The 17469-nt window shown below is 69.4% G+C and carries 19 protein-coding genes and 2 tRNA genes; 6 read left to right on the top strand and 15 right to left on the bottom strand.

Annotated elements, in window-relative coordinates:
- Window positions 1-123: 123 nt before the first annotated feature.
- Both norM and B7P44_RS05645 read right to left on the bottom strand, forming a co-directional pair.
- Complete coding sequence (norM, locus tag B7P44_RS05640; protein ID WP_084901620.1) at window positions 124-1512, bottom strand: multidrug efflux MATE transporter NorM; 1389 nt, start codon at window positions 1510-1512, stop codon at window positions 124-126.
- A gap of 149 nt (window positions 1513-1661) precedes the next feature.
- Window positions 1662-1880 carry an RNA-binding S4 domain-containing protein gene (locus B7P44_RS05645; RefSeq protein ID WP_059564720.1) on the bottom strand — a complete coding sequence of 73 codons (219 nt, stop codon included), beginning with the start codon at window positions 1878-1880 and terminating at the stop codon, window positions 1662-1664.
- A gap of 273 nt (window positions 1881-2153) precedes the next feature.
- Between B7P44_RS05645 and B7P44_RS05650 the strand changes: the two genes are divergently transcribed.
- A complete protein-coding gene (locus B7P44_RS05650) occupies window positions 2154-2528 on the top strand; it encodes a hypothetical protein (protein ID WP_084901623.1) in 375 nt (124 codons plus the stop codon).
- A 119-nt stretch (window positions 2529-2647) separates the two neighbouring features.
- Here the strand turns inward: B7P44_RS05650 and B7P44_RS05655 are convergent, their stop codons facing one another.
- The 8 genes from B7P44_RS05655 to fdxA all read right to left on the bottom strand — a co-directional run bounded on the left by B7P44_RS05655 (window position 2648) and on the right by fdxA (window position 6987).
- On the bottom strand, window positions 2648-3424 hold the full coding sequence (locus B7P44_RS05655) for a DUF4088 family protein (RefSeq protein ID WP_084901625.1): 777 nt from the start codon (window positions 3422-3424) through the stop codon (window positions 2648-2650).
- Window positions 3425-3595: 171 nt separating this feature from the next.
- Entirely contained in the window at window positions 3596-3937 is a 342-nt protein-coding gene (locus tag B7P44_RS05660) for an AzlD domain-containing protein (RefSeq protein WP_084901628.1), read from the bottom strand.
- Complete coding sequence (locus B7P44_RS05665; RefSeq protein ID WP_084901630.1) at window positions 3934-4686, bottom strand: AzlC family ABC transporter permease; 753 nt, start codon at window positions 4684-4686, stop codon at window positions 3934-3936. The genes B7P44_RS05660 and B7P44_RS05665 overlap by 4 nt, the downstream gene beginning before the upstream one ends.
- 101 nt (window positions 4687-4787) lie before the next feature.
- Window positions 4788-5690: a helix-turn-helix domain-containing protein gene (locus B7P44_RS05670; protein WP_084901633.1), complete on the bottom strand. Its 903-nt coding sequence runs from the start codon at window positions 5688-5690 to the stop codon at window positions 4788-4790.
- Window positions 5691-5743: 53 nt separating this feature from the next.
- Window positions 5744-6229, bottom strand: coding sequence for a CreA family protein (locus B7P44_RS05675; protein ID WP_084901635.1), 486 nt, complete (start codon window positions 6227-6229; stop codon window positions 5744-5746).
- 111 nt (window positions 6230-6340) lie between these two features.
- Window positions 6341-6416 (bottom strand) — tRNA-Asn (locus tag B7P44_RS05680).
- Window positions 6417-6487: 71 nt separating this feature from the next.
- Window positions 6488-6563 (bottom strand) — tRNA-Asn (locus B7P44_RS05685).
- Between the two features lie 100 nt (window positions 6564-6663).
- Complete coding sequence (gene fdxA / locus B7P44_RS05690) at window positions 6664-6987, bottom strand: ferredoxin FdxA (protein ID WP_084901636.1); 324 nt, start codon at window positions 6985-6987, stop codon at window positions 6664-6666.
- Window positions 6988-7262: 275 nt separating this feature from the next.
- Here fdxA and pncB point away from each other — a divergent pair, with 275 nt between their 5' ends.
- The 5 genes from pncB (at window position 7263) to rmuC (ending at window position 13358) form a co-directional block, all read left to right on the top strand.
- Complete coding sequence (gene pncB, locus B7P44_RS05700; RefSeq protein WP_084901639.1) at window positions 7263-8462, top strand: nicotinate phosphoribosyltransferase; 1200 nt, start codon at window positions 7263-7265, stop codon at window positions 8460-8462.
- A 237-nt stretch (window positions 8463-8699) separates the two neighbouring features.
- Window positions 8700-9362 (top strand): LutC/YkgG family protein, encoded by a 663-nt coding sequence (locus B7P44_RS05705; RefSeq protein ID WP_084901641.1) that lies wholly within the window; start codon window positions 8700-8702, stop codon window positions 9360-9362.
- A gap of 43 nt (window positions 9363-9405) precedes the next feature.
- Window positions 9406-10836, top strand: coding sequence for a sodium:proton antiporter (locus B7P44_RS05710; RefSeq protein ID WP_084901644.1), 1431 nt, complete (start codon window positions 9406-9408; stop codon window positions 10834-10836).
- 66 nt (window positions 10837-10902) lie between these two features.
- Window positions 10903-11892, top strand: a complete 990-nt coding sequence (locus tag B7P44_RS05715) for a 2-hydroxyacid dehydrogenase (protein ID WP_084906443.1) — start codon at window positions 10903-10905, stop codon at window positions 11890-11892.
- Window positions 11889-13358: a DNA recombination protein RmuC gene (gene rmuC, locus B7P44_RS05720; RefSeq protein WP_084901646.1), complete on the top strand. Its 1470-nt coding sequence runs from the start codon at window positions 11889-11891 to the stop codon at window positions 13356-13358. Before B7P44_RS05715 ends, rmuC begins: the two co-directional genes overlap by 4 nt.
- 89 nt (window positions 13359-13447) lie before the next feature.
- On the opposite strand, the gene B7P44_RS05725 is transcribed toward rmuC, so the two are convergent.
- The 5 genes from B7P44_RS05725 to moaA form a co-directional block, all read right to left on the bottom strand.
- Window positions 13448-13933 carry a GNAT family N-acetyltransferase gene (locus B7P44_RS05725; protein WP_084901649.1) on the bottom strand — a complete coding sequence of 162 codons (486 nt, stop codon included), beginning with the start codon at window positions 13931-13933 and terminating at the stop codon, window positions 13448-13450.
- Entirely contained in the window at window positions 13930-14205 is a 276-nt protein-coding gene (locus B7P44_RS05730; protein WP_042583460.1) for a hypothetical protein, read from the bottom strand. The genes B7P44_RS05725 and B7P44_RS05730 overlap by 4 nt, the downstream gene beginning before the upstream one ends.
- 38 nt (window positions 14206-14243) lie before the next feature.
- On the bottom strand, window positions 14244-15542 hold the full coding sequence (gene moeA, locus B7P44_RS05735; RefSeq protein ID WP_084901652.1) for a molybdopterin molybdotransferase MoeA: 1299 nt from the start codon (window positions 15540-15542) through the stop codon (window positions 14244-14246).
- 124 nt (window positions 15543-15666) lie between these two features.
- Entirely contained in the window at window positions 15667-16284 is a 618-nt protein-coding gene (mobA, locus tag B7P44_RS05740; protein ID WP_084901654.1) for a molybdenum cofactor guanylyltransferase MobA, read from the bottom strand.
- A gap of 6 nt (window positions 16285-16290) precedes the next feature.
- Complete coding sequence (moaA, locus tag B7P44_RS05745; RefSeq protein ID WP_084901657.1) at window positions 16291-17403, bottom strand: GTP 3',8-cyclase MoaA; 1113 nt, start codon at window positions 17401-17403, stop codon at window positions 16291-16293.
- Window positions 17404-17469 lie beyond the last annotated feature (66 nt).

The raw sequence follows: 17469 nt of genomic DNA on the forward strand, positions 1-17469 counted from the left end.
AGGGGAAAGGCCGCGCGGCGCGCGGCGTCGGGCGTATCGTGGGCAGGCTGCGCCGCTCGTGCGGCGTCTTCGGTTCTCAACCGGCAAGCATAGCGCCGCTGGCGAATTCGCGGCGTCTGGTGCTCACGCGCGCATCGCGGCGAGCGACGCGCTCTTGCGATGGAAGCGCCACGCCATCAGCGCGGCGACGCTCGCGAGCCCGGCGGCGAGCCCCCACCACAGGCCGCGCGCGCCGAGACCCGCGTGGAACGCGAGCCAGTAGCCGGTCGGAAAGCCGATGCCCCAATAGCCGAGGGTGGCGGCGAGCATCGGCACGCGTGTGTCCTTCAGGCCGCGCAGCGCGCCGGAGCCGACCGTCTGCATTCCGTCGACGATCTGGAACACCGCGGCGATGCCGAGCAGCGACGCGGCGAGCGACACCGTGCCGGCATTGGCGGGGTCGTCGAGGCGCAGGTAGAGGCTGACGATCGCGTGCGGCGCGACGATCAGCACGAGGCCCGACAGCGACATGAACGCAACGCCGAGCCCGAGCGCGACGAAACCCGCGTGGCGCGCGGCGACCGGCGCGCCCGCGCCGACCCAGTAGCCGACCCGGACGTTGGCCGCCTGGCCGATCGCCAGCGGCACCATGAACGCCACCGACGCGACGTTCAGCGCGATCTGGTGGGCGGCGAGCGATGTCTCGCCGAGCACGCCGATCGTGAGGCCGGTGGCGAGGAACAGCGTCGATTCGACCCCGTACGTGATCGCGACCGGCCAGCCGATGCCGATCAGCTCGCCCATCATCGGCAGCTTCGGACGCGACGCGGTCACGAAGTGCTTGAACCGCCGGCGGCCGTGCAGCAGCCACACGAGCGCGAGCGCCATGAGCCAGATCGTGATCGTCGTCCCGACTGCGGAGCCGAGAAAGCCGAGGCGCGGCAGTCCGAACGCGCCGTGGATGAACCCGTAGTTCAGCACCGCGTTGACGCCGACGCCGCCGATCGACACCCACAGCAGCCGCCGCGCGGCGCCGATCGCGGGCAGGAACGAGCGCATCAGGCCGACGCCGATCAGGCTGCCGAGCGCGGCGAAGCGCAGGATCCCCGTGTATTCGCCGACGTTGCGCGCGAGCGCCGGCGGCTCGTGGAACATCAGCAGGATCGGCTCGGAGAACGACAGCGCGACGATCGCGGGGATCGCGAGCAGCACGGACAGCGCGAAGCCCGTCCAGTAGATGTGCGGCACGCGGTGATCGGCTTTCGCGCCGCGCGCGTGCGCGACGCTGACGCTGACCGACGACAGGACGCCCTGCAGCACCGTGACGATGACGAAGAAGAAGTTCGCGCCGAGGCCGCCCGCCGCGAGCGAGTCGGGGCCGAGCGAGCCGAGCAGCACGGTGTCGGTGACGCTCATCGCCATCTGCGACAGCTGCGCGATCGCGAGCGGGGCGGCGAGGCGCGCGGTATCGACGGCGTGACTGGACAGGGAGGGCGGCGCGGCGGCCGTCCGCGAGAGACCGGAATGCGACATGGAATGAACGCCTGCACGGGTGCCGGCCCGCGCTGTGTTTATTTTGAGAGAGGGCTAGCTTACGGCTTTATTCGCACCGTGTCGAACGGGGGGCGATGGCCCTGTCGCGGGCAGGGTCGGGTGCGGCGTGGCGCGGCCGGACGCGTGCGCTATGCGCCGTGCACCGCGATTCGCGTGTCGCCGAGCAGCACGACCTGGCCTGCGCGGATCTTGCAGGTCTTGCGGAGTTCGACCGCGCCGTCGACCTTCACCGCGCCGGACGCGACGATCACTTTCGCGGAGCCGCCGCTGTCGGCGAGGCCGGTGATCTTCAGGAGGTTGTGCAACTCGACGAATTCGCCGGTCAGCGTGAAATCCAGATTGGGCATGACGAGGAAAGCGCGCGGGGCGCGGGATGAATCGCCCCGCATCATACGGCACCGGCGGCCTGCGCGCGAGCGTGGCGACGCGGCGTCAGCCCGGGATGTTAAAGAGTGTGAGCCATTCGTCAGCAAATGAAACGGTGGGTAACAGTCTGCGAGATCGGCGAACCCGTCCCGCGAACGCCGGGTCTCTAGCCGTACCTGCTGCATGTTGCGGCGGGGGACGCGATGGACCGCATCGACGCAGTCCACGCCAACAACTTCTTGAGGAGGATAGCCATGTCCAAGATTCGTACGATGCTGATCGGTGCCGCGCTGACGGCGTTCGCGACTTCGGCTGCGTTTGCGCAGACTGCGGGCGCAGAGGGCTCGGCAGGCGCCGGCGCGCAGGTGCAGGCGCCGGCCGCCGGTGCGGGTATGCAGGGCGGCGCCGACGCGTCGGGCGGCGCGACCGGCGCGATGAGCTCGGCGACCGGCGAGGCGAAGGACGCCGCGTCGTCGGCCGTCCACTCGACGAAGAAGCACGTCAAGCACGCCGCGAAGTCGGCGAAGGGGCACGCCAACGCCGCGAAGGCGAAGGCCGGCGAAGCCGCCGACGGCGGCGCGTCGGCTGACGTGAAGGGCGGTGCGTCGGCCGAAGGCGCCACGCAGTAACGTCGTTCGTCCGCCGCACGACGCTCGCCCCGGAAGGCGCGTCGTGCCGGCGGCGTCAACCTGGCGGCCCGGTTCGCTTCGCGCGGACCGGGCCGTTGTTCATTGCTGCGGACGCGTGCTCACGGCCGGCGCTGTTCCGGCGTCTGGCCCGGTTGCGTGCGCGCTGCGGGCGGCGAGAACACGCTGCGCAGCCACGCGGCGAGCCGCGCGAACACGTCGTACGGTTCGTCGACGAAGATTTCCGGCTTCAGGAGCCGCAGGTATTCCATGATCTGCTGCGCTTCCGCCTTCTGGAACGAGCCGTGCGCGAGCGCCAGCCGCAGCAGCCCGCGCAGTTCGCCGAGCTTGTCGCGCGCCGTGCTGCCGACGCTCATCTCGCACGCGAGCTTGGCCTCGTAGATCCGCTGCCGCAGCGATTCCGCGAGCCGCCAGGCGGGCGTCTGCATCTGCTCCTCGAGCGTCTGGATGTCCTGCACCGCGCTCTTGATCTGCGCGGCGAGCGGATCGATGAGTTCCGCATCGCTCTGCGCTTCGGCGACGATCGCCTTGGCCCAGTCGCGGCAGGCCTTCGCCAGCTCGTCGGGCGTCCATTCCGAACGCGACGCGAAGCCGAAGCCGAATTCGCCGGCTTGCCGCATCAGGATCGCGACGACGTCGGGAAACTCCTTGTCGAGCGTGCGCTTGGCCCACGCATACTGGCCGCCCTGCAGCATCCGCTGCACGGCGTGCTCGGTGAGCGGCACCATGTTGTCGAGCAGTTTTGCGCGCAGGAAATCCTCGAACGACGGCGTCGCGAATTGCGGGTCGAGTTTCAGCGACACGCGCACGAATGCGTCGTAGTCCTTGCGCAAGGACGAGAGTGTGTCGTCCTTGAGGGAAAGGGTGATCTGGCCCATGAATCGTCTCGGTGGCGGCCCGCGCCGGCCGGATGCCGGGGTCGCGCGCCGGCGCCGGCGCGTCGTCGACGGTCCGGTACGCGCCGGGACCGACGGCGGGTCTTCAACCGTTTATCGGCCGGGCGGCGCGAAACTTGAGCGTGACGCGCGCACGGGCGTTCTGGCGCCGGTTCAGGCGGGCAGCCAGCCGTGCGGCAGCACCACGCCCTGCCAGAAGAAGAACACCGCGAGCCCCGCTGCAATCGTCACGAGCGGCCGGCGCGTCGCCGCCGACACGAGCACCGCGGCGAGCGCGCCGACGAGCTGCGGATTGCGCCACGTCAGCTCGGCCGCGCCGCCGTGCGGCGACACGGTCATCGGCACGATGATCGCGGTCAGCACGGTGACCGGCACGAAGCCGAGCGCCGTGCGCACGAGCGGCGGGAACGCCAGCCGCTCGCCGAACAGGAACAGCGTCGCGCGGATCGCATAGGTGATGGCGGCCATGCCGAGGATCAGCAGTGCGTAGCTCACGATGCGGCCTCCGGGTGCGAGCCGGCGCGTGCGCGGTCCTGCAGCAGCGTCAGCGCGACGCCGACGACGACGCCCGCCGCGACCGCGCCCAGCAGGCCGAGCTTGTACGGCCAGCCCTGCCAGTAATACGCGAGCACGCCGGCCGTCGCGGCCGCCGAGAAATAGCGCAGCGTGCCCAGTTGCGGCACGACGATCGCGATGAAGGTCGCCGCCATCGCGAAGTCGAGACCGAGCGACTGGAGCCCCGGGAACGCCGAGCCGAACCCCAGGCCGGCGAGCGTCCAGACCTGCCAGTTCAAGTACATCGCGAGTCCCGAGCCGAAGAAGTAGTGCGGGCCGATCGCGCCCGGCGGGAAATGCCGGTAGTGCGCGTACGCGACCGCGAACACCTCGTCGGTCATCAGCGCGCCGAGCGTCGCGCGCCAGCGCAGCGGCAGGTGCGCCACGTACGGCGCGAGCGTCGCGCTGTACAGCAAGTGGCGCAGGTTGACGATCAGCGTCGTCGCGAGCACGACGACGAAGCCTGCGCCGCCTGCAATGAGCCCGAGCGCGATGAACTGCGCGGAGCCGGCGAACACGGTCAGCGACATCAGCGCGCCGTGCCAGCCGGCGAGCGGGCCGCCGGCGACGAGCGTGCCGAAGATCACGCCGAACGGCGCTGCGCCGACCATCATCGGGATCGTGTCGCGGGCGCCGTCGAGCCATTCGTTCAGCGGGCGGCGGGGGGATGACGCGGGTGATTGATTCAAGATGGCTCCTCCATAAGAGGGAGGATAGCGGGCACGCGAACGGGCGGCTTGTACGTTCTTGCGCTGCCTGGCGGGGCCGCGCCGTCGGGTGCGCCGTGGCGTCAGCGCGTCTGCCAGCGCCCCGGCGGCACGCCGAACATCCGCCTGAAGTGACGGGTGAAATGGCTCTGGTCGACGAAGCCGCTCGCCGCGGCAACCTCGGCGACGGCCACGCCCGCGCGCAGCGGCGCGAGCGCGCGCTGCAACCGCAACTGGTTGCGCCACGCGTGCGGCGGCATGCCGGTCGTGCGCGTGAACAGGCGCGCCGCATGGAACGGCGACAGTCCCGCCGCCTGCGCGATCTCGTCGAGGGTGACCGCGCCCGTCAGGTCGGCGGCAAGCCGCTCGCGCATCGCTTCGACGCGCGGCTCGTCCGCCGCGAGCCACGCCGGCCGCAGATGCGCGTCCGCGTGGCGCACGATCAGCGTCGAGAACGCGTCGAGCATCGCCGTCTCGGCGGCAAGCGGGTCGTAGATCCGCGCCGCGTCGGGCATCGAGGTGTCGTCGGCCGGCGGCCCGTACTCGTGGGGCGCCGTCGCGCGTACGCTGCCGGCCTCCATCATCCGGTGCGCCCGCGCGACCCGGGCCGCGAGATCCTGATCGCGGATCACGTCGTGCGGAAACCACGGCGCGTCCTGCGGGCGTCCGGCGATCGTGCTGGCGAGCGACCGGATGAACTCGACCGGCACGTAGCAGACCCGGTAGCGCCAGCCGTCGTCGGCCGCGCGCGAGCCGGTGTGCACTTCGCCGGGATTGATCACGGGGACGGTGCCCGTTTCGGCGATATGGCCCGCGCCGCGACAGACATAGCGTTCGGCGCCCGCTTCGATGACGGGAACCGTGTACGCGTCGTGCCAGTGCGGCGCGAACTTGTGGTCGCAATAGGTGGCCGTGACGAGATCCGCGTCCGGCAGGAGCGGGGTGCGCCAGTAGCGGGCGGAATCTCGGAGGCGGGCGGCGGACATGGTGGGCGCGGGAACGGGCGAATCGACAGTGTATCCCGCGCGCCGGGCGCGGCTTACTTGACGGGGATCTGCGTGCCGGCCGGCACAGGCACCGCGGTCACGGCGTTCTTCGGGCTGCCGCTGACGACCCGGTCGCTGTAGGTCAGGTAGACGAGCGTGTTGCGTTTCTTGTCGACCACGCGCACGACGTGCAGCGTCTTGAAGATGAACGACATGCGTTCGCTGAACACGTTGGTCTGCTGCTTGAGCGGGCCGGTGAAGCTGATCGGGCCGACCTGCCGGCAGGCGATCGACGCCTCGCTCGGATCCTCGGCGAGGCCGAGCGAGCCCTTGATCCCGCCGGTGCGGGCGCGCGACACGTAGCAGGTCACGCCGGCGACGAGCGGATCGTCGTAGGCCTCGACGACCACGCGGTCGGAACCCGTCAGGCGGAAATTGGTGTTGACGCTGCCGACTTCCTCCGCGTACGCGAGCGGCGCGGCGGCAAGCGTTGCAAGGAGGAGGGCGGACGGCGCGACGGCGGCAAGACGGCTCTTCATCGGCGAAATCTGAAGCGATTGCGGGACAGAGACTCTAGCACGCGCGGATTGCGTAATCGTGCCGACGCCGGAAAAACAAAAGGCCCGTCGCTTGACGGGCCTTTCGCTGTTTGGCTCCCCGACCTGGGCTCGAACCAGGGACCTACGGATTAACAGTCCGGCGCTCTACCGACTGAGCTATCGGGGAATAAATCGGTATCTTCTGCGTTTGGTGGCCATCAAAAAACCCGTCCACTTTCAACGGGCTCTTTGCATTTTTGGCTCCCCGACCTGGGCTCGAACCAGGGACCTACGGATTAACAGTCCGGCGCTCTACCGACTGAGCTATCGGGGAACAAACAGCAGAGAAATGAGATTTTATGGAGTATTGGTCAGGCTGTCAATACCTTTGATGCCAGCCGCGCAAAATTTTTTTCGGGCGGGCATGCGCGCGATCAGCGCTCGAGCAGATGCAGCTTCTCCTGCACGTCCTTCCAGTCGTCCGCGTCGGCCGGCGCCGGCTTCGTCTTCGTGATCGACGGCCAGTTCTTCGCCAGTTCGGCGTTCAGCGCGGTGAACTGCTGCTGATCGCCCGGAACGTCTTCTTCGGCATAGATCGCGTTGGTCGGGCACTCGGCGACGCACACTGCGCAGTCGATGCACTCGTCCGGATCGATGGCGAGAAAGTTGGGACCTTCACGGAAGCAATCCACCGGGCATACATCCACGCAATCCGTGTATTTGCACTTGATGCAGCCTTCGGTCACAACGTGAGTCATTAAAACGCTCCTGCTTGGCGGTCGGTAGGTATATATGGGGTGGCGTGTGCGCCAAAAGCGGCATTGTAACTGATGCGCAAAACCCGCATGCCGTGGTCGGCTTTCCAGCTTATACCGTTTCGTGATTAGTTTATGAGCGCCTGCCCAGGGCTGCCAGCATGGAGCCGCGCGCTGCGGTTTCCCGATGGTCCGGCCCGCATTCGGGTAACATGGCCGCCAGACCGGGCGGCGCGCGGTGCGCCGGGGCCGGTTCCGAAATTGGCGGTGCCGTCACCATGATCATCACTTCGCTGCTCGACACGGATCTCTACAAGTTCACGATGATGCAGGTCGTCCTGCATCACTTCCCGGCCGCAAGCGTCGAATACCGCTTCAAGTGCCGCACGCCCGGCGTCGATCTCGTGCCGTACATCGACGAGATCCGCGACGAGGTGCGCGGCCTGTGCGCGCTGCGCTTCACCGACGTCGAGCTCGACTACCTGCGCCGGATGCGCTTCATCAAGAGCGACTTCGTCGATTTCCTCGCGCTCTTTCACCTGAACGAGAAGTACATCTCGATCACGCCGTCGCCGAAAGGCAATGGCGAGATCGACATCGAGATCAAGGGGCCGTGGCTGCACGCGATCCTGTTCGAGATCCCGGTGCTCGCGATCGTCAACGAGGTTTACTTCCGCAACACGCAGCGCGAGCCCGACTACCGCGAGGGACGCGAGCGGCTGTGCGAGAAGATCAAGCTGCTCGGCGCGAAGCCGGAATTCGCCGACTGCAAGATCGCCGACTACGGCACGCGCCGGCGCTTCTCGAAGGTGTGGCACGAGGAGGTCGCGCTCACGCTGCGCGACGGCCTCGGCCCGCAGTTCGCCGGCACGAGCAACGTGCTGTACGCGATGAAGCACGGCATCACGCCGCTCGGCACGATGGCGCACGAATACCTGCAGGCGTGCCAGGCGCTCGGCCCGCGGCTGCGCGATTCGCAGATCTACGGCTTCGAGATGTGGGCGAAGGAATACCGCGGCGACCTCGGCATCGCGCTGTCGGACGTCTACGGGATGGACGCGTTCCTGCGCGACTTCGACATGTACTTCTGCAAGCTGTTCGACGGCGCGCGCCACGACTCGGGCGATCCGTTCGAGTGGGGCGAGCGGATGATCTCGCACTACGAGGCGAACCGCTGCGACCCGCGCACCAAGGTGCTGGTGTTCTCGGACGCGCTCGACATCCCGAAGGTCATGCAGCTGTACGAACGGTTCCGCGGGCGCTCCAAGCTCGCGTTCGGTGTCGGCACCAACCTGACCAACGACCTCGGCTACGTGCCGCTGCAGATCGTGATCAAGATGGTCCGCTGCAACGGCCAGCCGGTCGCGAAGCTGTCCGACTCGCCGGGCAAGAGCATGTGCGACGACAAGGCGTATCTCGCGTACCTGCGCCAAGTGTTCGGCATCGCGCAGCCGGCCGAGGACGACGCGTCGCAGTAGCCGCCGGCCGTTCGGCTTAGGGGCTGTACACGCTAATAGCGGGCTTGCGAACGTGCCTTGCCGGTCGGAGTGCAAGGAGGGTGGAGCGCCGTTTGGCCGAGCCAAACAAGCGACGACCGACGCCGCAATACGGCCAGCGCAAGCCCGTTATTAGCGTGTACAGACCCTAACTGCGTGGCGCGAGGGGCGGCCGGTATAATCCGACGGTATCGCCCGCCAACGTCACGAGGACCGTTCATGGACACTTCCGCTGCCCGTCGCCAGATCCTCACGCGCATCCGCGCCGCACAGGGGCGCGCGGCCGAGCCGGACGCGACGGAGCGCGAAGGTGTCGACGACTACCTCGCCCGTCATCCGCAAGGCCCGCGTCCGCCGGCGCCGGCCGACCTGGTCGCCGCGTTCGTCGACGAAGCGACGAAGCTCGCGACGACCGTCGACGAGGTCGCGACGCTGGCCGACGCACCCGCTGCAGCGGCCCGCTACCTGTCAGCGCATGGCCTGCCGATGCAGGCCATTGCGTGGCGCACGCTGGCCGATCTCGACTGGACCGGCGCGGGGCTGGCCGTCGAATGCCGCAAGCCGGTCGACGGCGACCTCGTCGGCCTGACCGGCTGCTTCTGCGCAACGGCCGAGACCGGCTCGCTGGTTCTGCTGTCCGGTCCCGATACGTATGCGTCGGCCGGCCTGCTGCCCGAGACGCACATCGCGATTGTGCCCGCGTCGCGGATCGTCGCCGGCCATGAGGACGCGTTCGAGCTGATCCGCGCGGAGCGCGGCGAATTGCCGCGTGCGGTCAATTTCGTGTCCGGCCCGTCGCGTACCGGCGACATCGAGCAAACCATCGTGCTGGGCGCACACGGCCCGTACCGCGTCCACGTGATCGTCGTACGGGGCGCGTGACGCGCCCGCTGCATCCACCCCTGTTCAACAAAGGAAGTTCCGCATGAAACGACATGCCGCCTGGGCGGGCATGGCGTCGGGGGCTGCGCTTGGCGCCGCTCCCGCGCTCGCATCGGCCGCGACGCTCGACGGCGCCACGCTGTCCGCGCTATGGGGCGTCCCGTTCGCCGGGATCCTGCTGTCCATCGCGCTGTTCCCGCTCGCAGCTCCAGTGTTCTGGCATCACCACTTCGGCAAGATCGCGGCCGCGTGGGCCGTCGCATTCCTGGTGCCGTTCGCCGCCGTGTTCGGCGCGGGCACCGCGCTCGGCACGCTCGTGCACGCGCTGCTCGAGGAGTACATTCCGTTCATCGTGCTGCTCACCGCGCTCTATACCGTCGCGGGCGGGATCTGCGTGAACGGCAACCTGCACGGCACGCCGAAGCTCAACACCGCGATCCTCGCGCTCGGCACGCTGCTCGCCAGCGTGATGGGCACGACCGGCGCGGCGATGCTGCTGATCCGGCCGCTCTTGCGCGCGAACGACAACCGCAAGCACGTCGTGCACGTCGTGATCTTCTTCATCTTCCTCGTCGCGAACGCGGGCGGCTCCCTGTCGCCGCTCGGCGATCCGCCGCTGTTCCTAGGCTTCCTGAACGGCGTGAGCTTCTTCTGGACGACGACGCATCTCGCGCTGCCGATGCTGTTCATCTGCGCGGTGCTGCTGACGATATTCTTCGCGCTCGACACGTATTTCTACCGCAAGGGCGGCGAGGCGCGGCCGGCCGCGCTCGACCCGACGCCCGACGGCGGCGGGCTGTCGATCGACGGCAAGATCAACTTCGTGCTGCTCGCGGCGGTGATCGGCCTCGTGCTGATGAGCGGAATCTGGAAGCCCGGCGTCACGTTCGACGTATGGGGCACGCACGTCGCGCTGCAGAACCTGGTCCGAGACGCCGCGCTCGTCGTCGTGACGTTCGCGTCGCTCGCGCTGACGCCGCGTTCCGCGCGCGAGGGCAACGCATTCAACTGGGCGCCGATCGAGGAAGTCGCGAAGCTGTTCGCGGGCATCTTCGTGACGATCGCGCCGGTGATCGTGATCCTGCGCGCGGGCGCGGACGGCGCGTTCGCGCCGATCGTCCATCTCGTCACCGGGCCGGACGGCAAGCCGATCGACGCGATGTACTTCTGGGCGACGGGCCTCCTGTCGTCGTTCCTCGACAATGCGCCGACCTACCTCGTGTTCTTCAACCTCGCGGGCGGCGACGCGCAGTCGCTGATGACGACCGGCGCGACGACGCTCGCCGCGATTTCCGCAGGCGCGGTGTTCATGGGCGCGAACAGCTACATCGGCAACGCGCCGAACTTCATGGTGAAGGCGATCGCCGAGTCGCGCGGCGTGAAGATGCCGAGCTTCTTCGCGTATCTCGGCTGGGCGCTCGTGGTCCTGGTGCCGGTGTTCCTGCTGACGACGTGGCTCTTCTTCACGGCGTAAGCTGACGGTTTTCAACAAGGCGCGGACGGCCGGCGAACGAGCCGCCCGCGGCATGCGGAGATGGCGATGCAGAAGATCCTGGTCGCGCGTCCGATCTTCCCGGACGTGATCGAACGGCTCAAGCAGTATTTCGAGGTCGATTGGAACAATGGCGATGCGCTCGCGCCCGACGCGCTCGCCGCGCGCCTGGCCGACAAGGACGGCGCGCTGACGGCCGGCGACCCGATCGGCGCGGCCACGCTGGCGGCGGCGCCGCGCCTGCGCGTCGTGTCGAACATGGCGGTCGGCTACAACAACTTCGACATGGCCGCGTTCAACGCGGCGAACGTGCTCGGCACCAACACGCCGGACGTGCTGAACGAATCCACCGCCGATTTCGGCTGGGCGCTGATGATGGCGGCCGCGCGGCGCATCGCCGAATCCGAGCACTGGCTGCGCGCCGGGCGCTGGCAGAAGTGGGAATACGACGGCTTTCTCGGCCACGACATCTACGGCTCGACGCTCGGCATCATCGGCATGGGCCGCATCGGGCAGGCGCTCGCGCGCCGCGCGCAAGGCTTCGGCATGCAGGTGATCTATCACAACCGGTCGCGGGTCGCGCCCGAGATCGAAGCGGCGCTGAGCGCCGAGTATGTGTCGAAGGAAGCGCTGCTGTCGCGCGCCGACCACGTCGTGCTCGTGCTGCCGTATACGAAGGACAACCATCACACGATCGGCGCGGCGGAGCTCGCGCTGATGAAGCCCACCGCGACGCTGACCAACATAGCGCGCGGCGGGATCGTCGATGACGCGGCGCTGGCTGCCGCGTTGCGCGACCGGAAGATCGCCGCGGCCGGCCTCGACGTGTACGAGGGCGAGCCGAGCGTGCATCCGGCGCTGCTCGAGGTGCCGAACGTCGTGCTGACGCCGCACATCGCGAGCGCGACCGAGAAGACCCGCCGCGCGATGGCGAACCTTGCCGCCGACAATTTGATCGCCGCGCTGGGCGAAGGGCCGCGCGCGGGGCGTCCGCCGAATCCGGTCAACCCGGACGTGATCGGGAAGGCGCGCGCATGACGATGACGTTGTTGCTCGCGGCGGTCGCCGTGCTGGCCGTCGCACTGGCGGTGGCGATCGTCGCAATCGTGCGGGGCGGCGGCCGCCACGACGACGTGGCGGTGCTCGGCGACCAGATCGAGGACGCCGCGCACGCGCAGGCGCGCGCGGTCGAGCGGCTCGAGCGCGAACTGCGCGGCGAGATCGTCGAGGGCGCGCGCGGCTCGCGCACGGAACTGGCGGGCAGCTTCGCGCGGCTGCAGCAGACGCTCGCCGCGCAGCTGACGAGCGTCGCCACCGTGCAGAACAACCAGATCGACGGTTTCGCACAGCAGCTCGCGAAGCTCGTCGCCGGCAACGCGCAGCAGTTCGACGCGATGCGCGACAGCCTGCAGCGCCAGGCGCAGCAGGCGCGCGAGGAGCAGACCGCGGCGCTGCGGATGTTCGGCGACACGCTGAACCGCCAGCTCACGCAGCTCACCGAAGCGAACGACCGCCGGATCGGCGAAGTGCGCGCGACGCTCGAGCAGCGCCTGAAGGAAATCGAGACGAACAACGCGGCGAAGCTCGAGGAGATGCGGCGCACCGTCGACGAGAAGCTGCACGCGACGCTCGAGCAGCGGCTCGGCGAGTCGTTCAAGCTGGTGTCCGACCGGCTCGAGCAGGTGCATCGCGGGCTCGGCGAGATGCAGACGCTGGCGGCCGGCGTCGGCGACCTGAAGAAGGTGCTGACCAACGTGAAGACGCGCGGCACCTGGGGCGAAGTGCAGCTCGAGGCGCTGCTCGAGCAGATGCTGACGCCCGACCAGTACGCGAAGAACGTCGCGACCGTGCCGAAGAGCAGCGAGCGGGTGGAGTTCGCGATCAGGTTGCCGGGGCGCGGCGCCGGCGCGAGCGACGCGCCGCCGGTCTGGCTGCCGATCGACGCGAAATTCCCGCGCGAGGACTACGAGCGGCTGATCGACGCGCAGGAGCGGGCCGACGCGGCCGCGGTCGACGAGGCTGCGCGCGCGCTCGAGGCGCGCGTGAAGGCGGAGGCGCGCACGATCGCCGAGAAGTACGTCGCGCCGCCGCACACGACCGATTTCGCGCTGCTGTTCCTGCCGACCGAAGGGCTGTACGCGGAGATCCTGCGCCGCCCGGGGCTGACCGACCTGCTGCAGCGCGATTACCGCGTGACGGTGGCGGGCCCGACGACGCTCACCGCGTTGCTGAACAGCCTGCAGATGGGTTTCCGGACGCTCGCGATCGAGAAGCGTTCGAGCGAGGTGTGGCAGGTGCTCGGCGCGGTGAAGACGGAATTCGGCAAGTTCGGCGACGTGCTCGCACGCACGAAGTCGCAGCTGGAGACGGTCACGCGTTCGATCGAGGCGGCCGAGCAGCGCACGCGCGTGATGAACCGCAAGCTCAAGCAGGTGGAGGCGCTGCCCGGCGATACGGCGGCCGGTCTGCTGGGCGCGGACGGTGTCGATCCCGACGATGCGTGACCGGCAGCGCTCACGCGAGCGGTCGTCGAAACGAAAATGGGCTCAATGAGCGCCCATTTTTTTGACGGCTGCCGCGGAGGCGGCCGGGTTCAGCGCCCGGCGAGCGTATCCAGCGCGTCGCCCGTCACGCGCACGATGCGCCAGTCCGGCAACACGGTCGCACCCATCTTCTCGTAGAAATCGATCGCGCGCTGGTTCCAGTCGAGCACCGACCATTCGAAGCGCGCGCAGCGGCGCTCGACGGCGAGCGCGGCAAGCCGCCGGAGCATCGCGGTGCCGAGGCCCGTGCCGCGCTGCGACGGCTGCACGTAGAGATCCTCGAGATACAGGCCGCGGCGGCCCACGAACGTCGAATAGTTGTGGAAGAACAGCGCATACGCGACGAGCGCGCCGTTGCGTTCGGCGACGAGCGCTTCGGCCGCCGGGTGCGCGCCGAACAGCGCGTCGGCCAGATCGTGCTCGGTCGCGACGAACAGGTGCGTGAGCTGCTCGAATTCCGCCAGCTCGCGCATCAGCGCGAGGATCGCGCCGACGTCCCGCGCCTCGGCCGGGCGGATCAGCGGCGTGCCGCTCACGCTTCCTCCGGCGGATCGGACAGCACGATCTCGATGCCGCCGAAGCGCGACGCGACCCAGTTGTATGCGTGGCAGGCGATCCACAGCAGCACGAAGCCGACGACCGCGTTCAGCAGCAGCGCGCTCAGGATCGTGCTCAGTTCGACCATCCCGAAGCGGACGTACGCGACGAGAATGCCGAGCAGCACGATCGGCACGCTGAACGTCAGGTAGACGAGGATCAGCGCCTTGGCGGTCTGTCCTGCTGCGATCGACGAAATTTGTTTCTTCATGTGTGGAGAGCCCCCGTAGTGATACCAATAAGTGGAATTCAGATCAGGCCGTCGAACGGCAGAATGTCGACCGGCGCGCCGGCGTCGATCGGGCCCGCGTCGTGGCCGAGAACGATGAAGCAGTTGGCGGCCGCGAGCCCGCTCAGCGACGCGGAGCTCTGCGAGCCGGCCGGCGCGACCTGCCAGATGCCGTCGGCGGCGCGCGTGGCGACGCCGCGCAGGTATTCGGCGCGGCCCGGCCGCTTCTTCAGCGGCTGCGTGCTGAGCGCGCTGTACAGCGCGGGCGGCGGCGTCTGCGCGCCGGCCATCGCGAGCAGTGCAGGGCGGACGATCGCATAGAACGTGACCGCGGATGCCACCGGGTTGCCGGGCAGGCCGAAGAACAGCGCGCCGCGTTCGCCAGCGGACGACGGCGCGAGCGTGCCGCACGCGAGCGGCCTGCCGGGGCGCAGCGCGAGGCTGGCGAACGTGACGTCGCCGAGCCGCGCCATCACGTCGCGCGTGAAATCGGCTTCGCCGACTGACACGCCGCCCGACGTGATCACCGCATCGGCCTGCGCGGCGACCGCGTCGCGCAGCGCCGCTTCGAGCGCGGCCGGATCGTCGCGGACGATGCCGAGATCGAGCGGTTCGACGTTCAAGCGCACGAGCATCGCGATGAGCATCCCGCGATTGCTGTCGTACAGCGTGCCGCGGTCGAGCGGCGTGCCCGGCGCACGCAATTCGTCGCCGGTCGAGAACACGGCGACGCGCAGGCGGCGGCGCACGGTCACGTCGGCTTGGCCGAACGACGCGAGCAGGCCGAGGTCGGCCGGGCGCAGGATGCGGCCCGCGGCGAGTGCGCAGGCGCCGCGCGCGAGATCCTCGCCGGCCTTGCGGCAGTTCGCGCCGCGTGACACGTCGCGCGCGGCGAACCGGATCGCGCCGTCCAGCGCCGTCACGCGCTCCTGAGGGATCACCGTGTCGCACCCGGCCGGCAGCGGCGCGCCCGTCATGATGCGGATGCAGCCGCGCGCGGGTACGGCGCCGTCGAACGGGTGGCCGGCGAACGCCGCGCCCGCGATCGCGAGCGTCACGTCGCCGTCCGGCGACGCGTGCGCGCATTCGCCGCCGTCGAACGCGTAGCCGTCCATTGCCGAATTGTCGTACGCGGGGATGTCGAACGGCGCCGTCACGTCGGCCGCCAGCACACGGTCGAGCGCGTCGCGCAACGGCACGGTGTCGCACGCGTCGACCGGCGCCGCACAGCGGCACGCGAGCGCCTGCGCGTCGGCGAGCGACAGCGGCGCGTCGTGGTCGGCTGCGGATCGGGAAGCGGGCGAGGATTGCGTGGTCATGAGTCGGACTGCGCCGCAAGGCTTATCGGGTTGGTGGCCGGGATTCGTGGCCGGCTGGGCGACGGCGGCGCGGTTGCGCGGGGTCGCAGGCGGCGGGCGGCGCGCGGGAACGGGGCCGGCGCCGTTAGCGACGGGCGAGCGCGGCGAGTTCCTGCCAAGAGTTGGCATTGTAAAACGCACGCTCGTCATGAAACTCGACTTCGACCGTCTTGTGGCGCGCGTACCACGCACGCACCTTGCGGTCGCCGGCGTCGAGCCGCGCCGCGAGATCGTCGGCAAGCGACGTACGCAGCAGCGCGAACGTCGGCTGCGGGGCGCGCTGGCGCTGCGCGTCGACTGTGACCGCCATCGCGATGTCGGCGTGCTGTGCGGCGAGCGCCTCATGCAGCCGCGCGACCAGATCATCGGGCAGGAACGGCGAATCGCACGGCGCGCAGGCAACGAGCGGCGCGCGCGCGGCACGCATGCCGGCGAGCAGGCCCGCGAGCGGGCCGGGGAAGTCGTGCGTCGCATCCGGCACCACGCGCGCGCCGAATGGCGCGCCCAGTTCCGCATAGCGGTCGGGATGGCGGTTCGCGCTGATCAGCGTTTCGTCGACCTGCGGCGCGAGCCGGCTCAGCACGTGCAGCGCGAGCGGCGTGCCGTCCAGCAGTTGCAGGCCCTTGTCGACGCCGTCCATGCGCGTCGCGCGGCCGCCTGCGAGCAGCAGGCCGGCGATCGACGGGAGCGGGGATGCGGGCATCGCGCGTCAGCCGCCGATGTAAGACATTTCGACGCGCTTGCCCGCGCGGTCGGCTGCCGTGTCGGCCATTGCGCTGCCGCGCAGTTGCGAGTAGCGGTCGGTGCGGGCCTGCCAGATGCGCGCGATCGCGGTGGCGATCTCGGCGTCGCTCGCGCCGTTGCGCACCAGCGCACGCAGGTCGTGGCCGGCCGTCGCGAACAGGCACAGGTATAGCTTGCCTTCGGTCGACAGGCGCGCGCGCGTGCAGTCGCCGCAGAATGCCTGCGTGACGCTGGAGATCACGCCGATCTCGCCGCTGCCGTCCGCGTAGCCCCAGCGCTGCGCGGTTTCGGCCGCGGTGTGGGCCTCGAGCGGCACGAGCGGGAAATGTTCGGCGATGCGCGCGACGACGTCGGCGGACGGCAGCACCTCGGTCATGTTCCAGCCGTTCGACGTGCCGACGTCCATGTATTCGATGAAGCGCAGCACGACGCCGGTGCCGCGGAAGCGCGCCGCCATCGGCAGGATCTCGCTGTCGTTGGTGCCGCGCTTCACGACCATGTTGACCTTGACCGGCGCGAGGCCGGCGGCCTGCGCGGCGAAGATGCCGTCGAGCACGTCGGCGCTCGCGAAGTCGGCGTCGTTCATGCGCCGGAACAGCGTGTCGTCGAGTGCGTCGAGGCTGACCGTCACGCGCGTGAGCCCGGCGTCCTTCAGCGCGCGCGCCTTGCGGGCGAGCAGCGAGCCGTTGGTGGTCAGCGTCAGGTCGAGCGGGCGGCCGTCGTGGGTCGTCAGGCGCGCGAGGCGCTCGATCAGGAATTCGAGGTTCTTGCGCAGCAATGGCTCGCCGCCCGTGATGCGGATCTTCTCGACGCCGTGCGCGACGAACAGCCGCGCGACCCGCTCGATTTCCTCGAGCGTCAGCAGCGCGCTGTGGGGCAGGAACGGATAGTCCTTGTCGAACACCGCGCGCGGCATGCAGTACACGCAGCGGAAGTTGCAGCGATCCGTCACCGAGATGCGCAGGTCGCGCAACGGACGCGCAAGCGTGTCGTGCAGCAGGCCATCCGGGGTGTGCGCGGCGCCGGAGACATCCGGCAACCCGCTGACGTCGGCGAGGGGAATGATGCGTCGGGACATGTTGAAAGCGGTACGAGCCAGACCTCTATTCTAGCCGCAAGCGCGCGGGCGGGCCGCGGGCGGAAA

Origin of the sequence: Burkholderia ubonensis subsp. mesacidophila, from assembly GCF_002097715.1 — a bacterium.
Lineage (GTDB): Bacteria > Pseudomonadota > Gammaproteobacteria > Burkholderiales > Burkholderiaceae > Burkholderia > Burkholderia mesacidophila.

Excerpts from the sequence above, each read along its gene's own strand:
- B7P44_RS05650 (WP_084901623.1), top strand. The coding sequence starts at position 2,154 with ATGTCCAAGATTCGTACGATGCTGATCGGTGCCGCGCTGACGGCGTTC.
- moeA (WP_084901652.1), bottom strand. The coding sequence starts at position 15,542 with ATGACCACGCAATCCTCGCCCGCTTCCCGATCCGCAGCCGACCACGAC.
- B7P44_RS05675 (WP_084901635.1), bottom strand. The coding sequence starts at position 6,229 with ATGAAGAGCCGTCTTGCCGCCGTCGCGCCGTCCGCCCTCCTCCTTGCA.
- B7P44_RS05715 (WP_084906443.1), top strand. The coding sequence starts at position 10,903 with ATGCAGAAGATCCTGGTCGCGCGTCCGATCTTCCCGGACGTGATCGAA.
- mobA (WP_084901654.1), bottom strand. The coding sequence starts at position 16,284 with ATGCCCGCATCCCCGCTCCCGTCGATCGCCGGCCTGCTGCTCGCAGGC.
- fdxA (WP_084901636.1), bottom strand. The coding sequence starts at position 6,987 with ATGACTCACGTTGTGACCGAAGGCTGCATCAAGTGCAAATACACGGAT.
- norM (WP_084901620.1), bottom strand. The coding sequence starts at position 1,512 with ATGTCGCATTCCGGTCTCTCGCGGACGGCCGCCGCGCCGCCCTCCCTG.
- pncB (WP_084901639.1), top strand. The coding sequence starts at position 7,263 with ATGATCATCACTTCGCTGCTCGACACGGATCTCTACAAGTTCACGATG.
- B7P44_RS05705 (WP_084901641.1), top strand. The coding sequence starts at position 8,700 with ATGGACACTTCCGCTGCCCGTCGCCAGATCCTCACGCGCATCCGCGCC.
- B7P44_RS05645 (WP_059564720.1), bottom strand. The coding sequence starts at position 1,880 with ATGCCCAATCTGGATTTCACGCTGACCGGCGAATTCGTCGAGTTGCAC.
- B7P44_RS05710 (WP_084901644.1), top strand. The coding sequence starts at position 9,406 with ATGAAACGACATGCCGCCTGGGCGGGCATGGCGTCGGGGGCTGCGCTT.
- B7P44_RS05670 (WP_084901633.1), bottom strand. The coding sequence starts at position 5,690 with ATGTCCGCCGCCCGCCTCCGAGATTCCGCCCGCTACTGGCGCACCCCG.
- B7P44_RS05655 (WP_084901625.1), bottom strand. The coding sequence starts at position 3,424 with ATGGGCCAGATCACCCTTTCCCTCAAGGACGACACACTCTCGTCCTTG.
- moaA (WP_084901657.1), bottom strand. The coding sequence starts at position 17,403 with ATGTCCCGACGCATCATTCCCCTCGCCGACGTCAGCGGGTTGCCGGAT.
- B7P44_RS05730 (WP_042583460.1), bottom strand. The coding sequence starts at position 14,205 with ATGAAGAAACAAATTTCGTCGATCGCAGCAGGACAGACCGCCAAGGCG.
- rmuC (WP_084901646.1), top strand. The coding sequence starts at position 11,889 with ATGACGATGACGTTGTTGCTCGCGGCGGTCGCCGTGCTGGCCGTCGCA.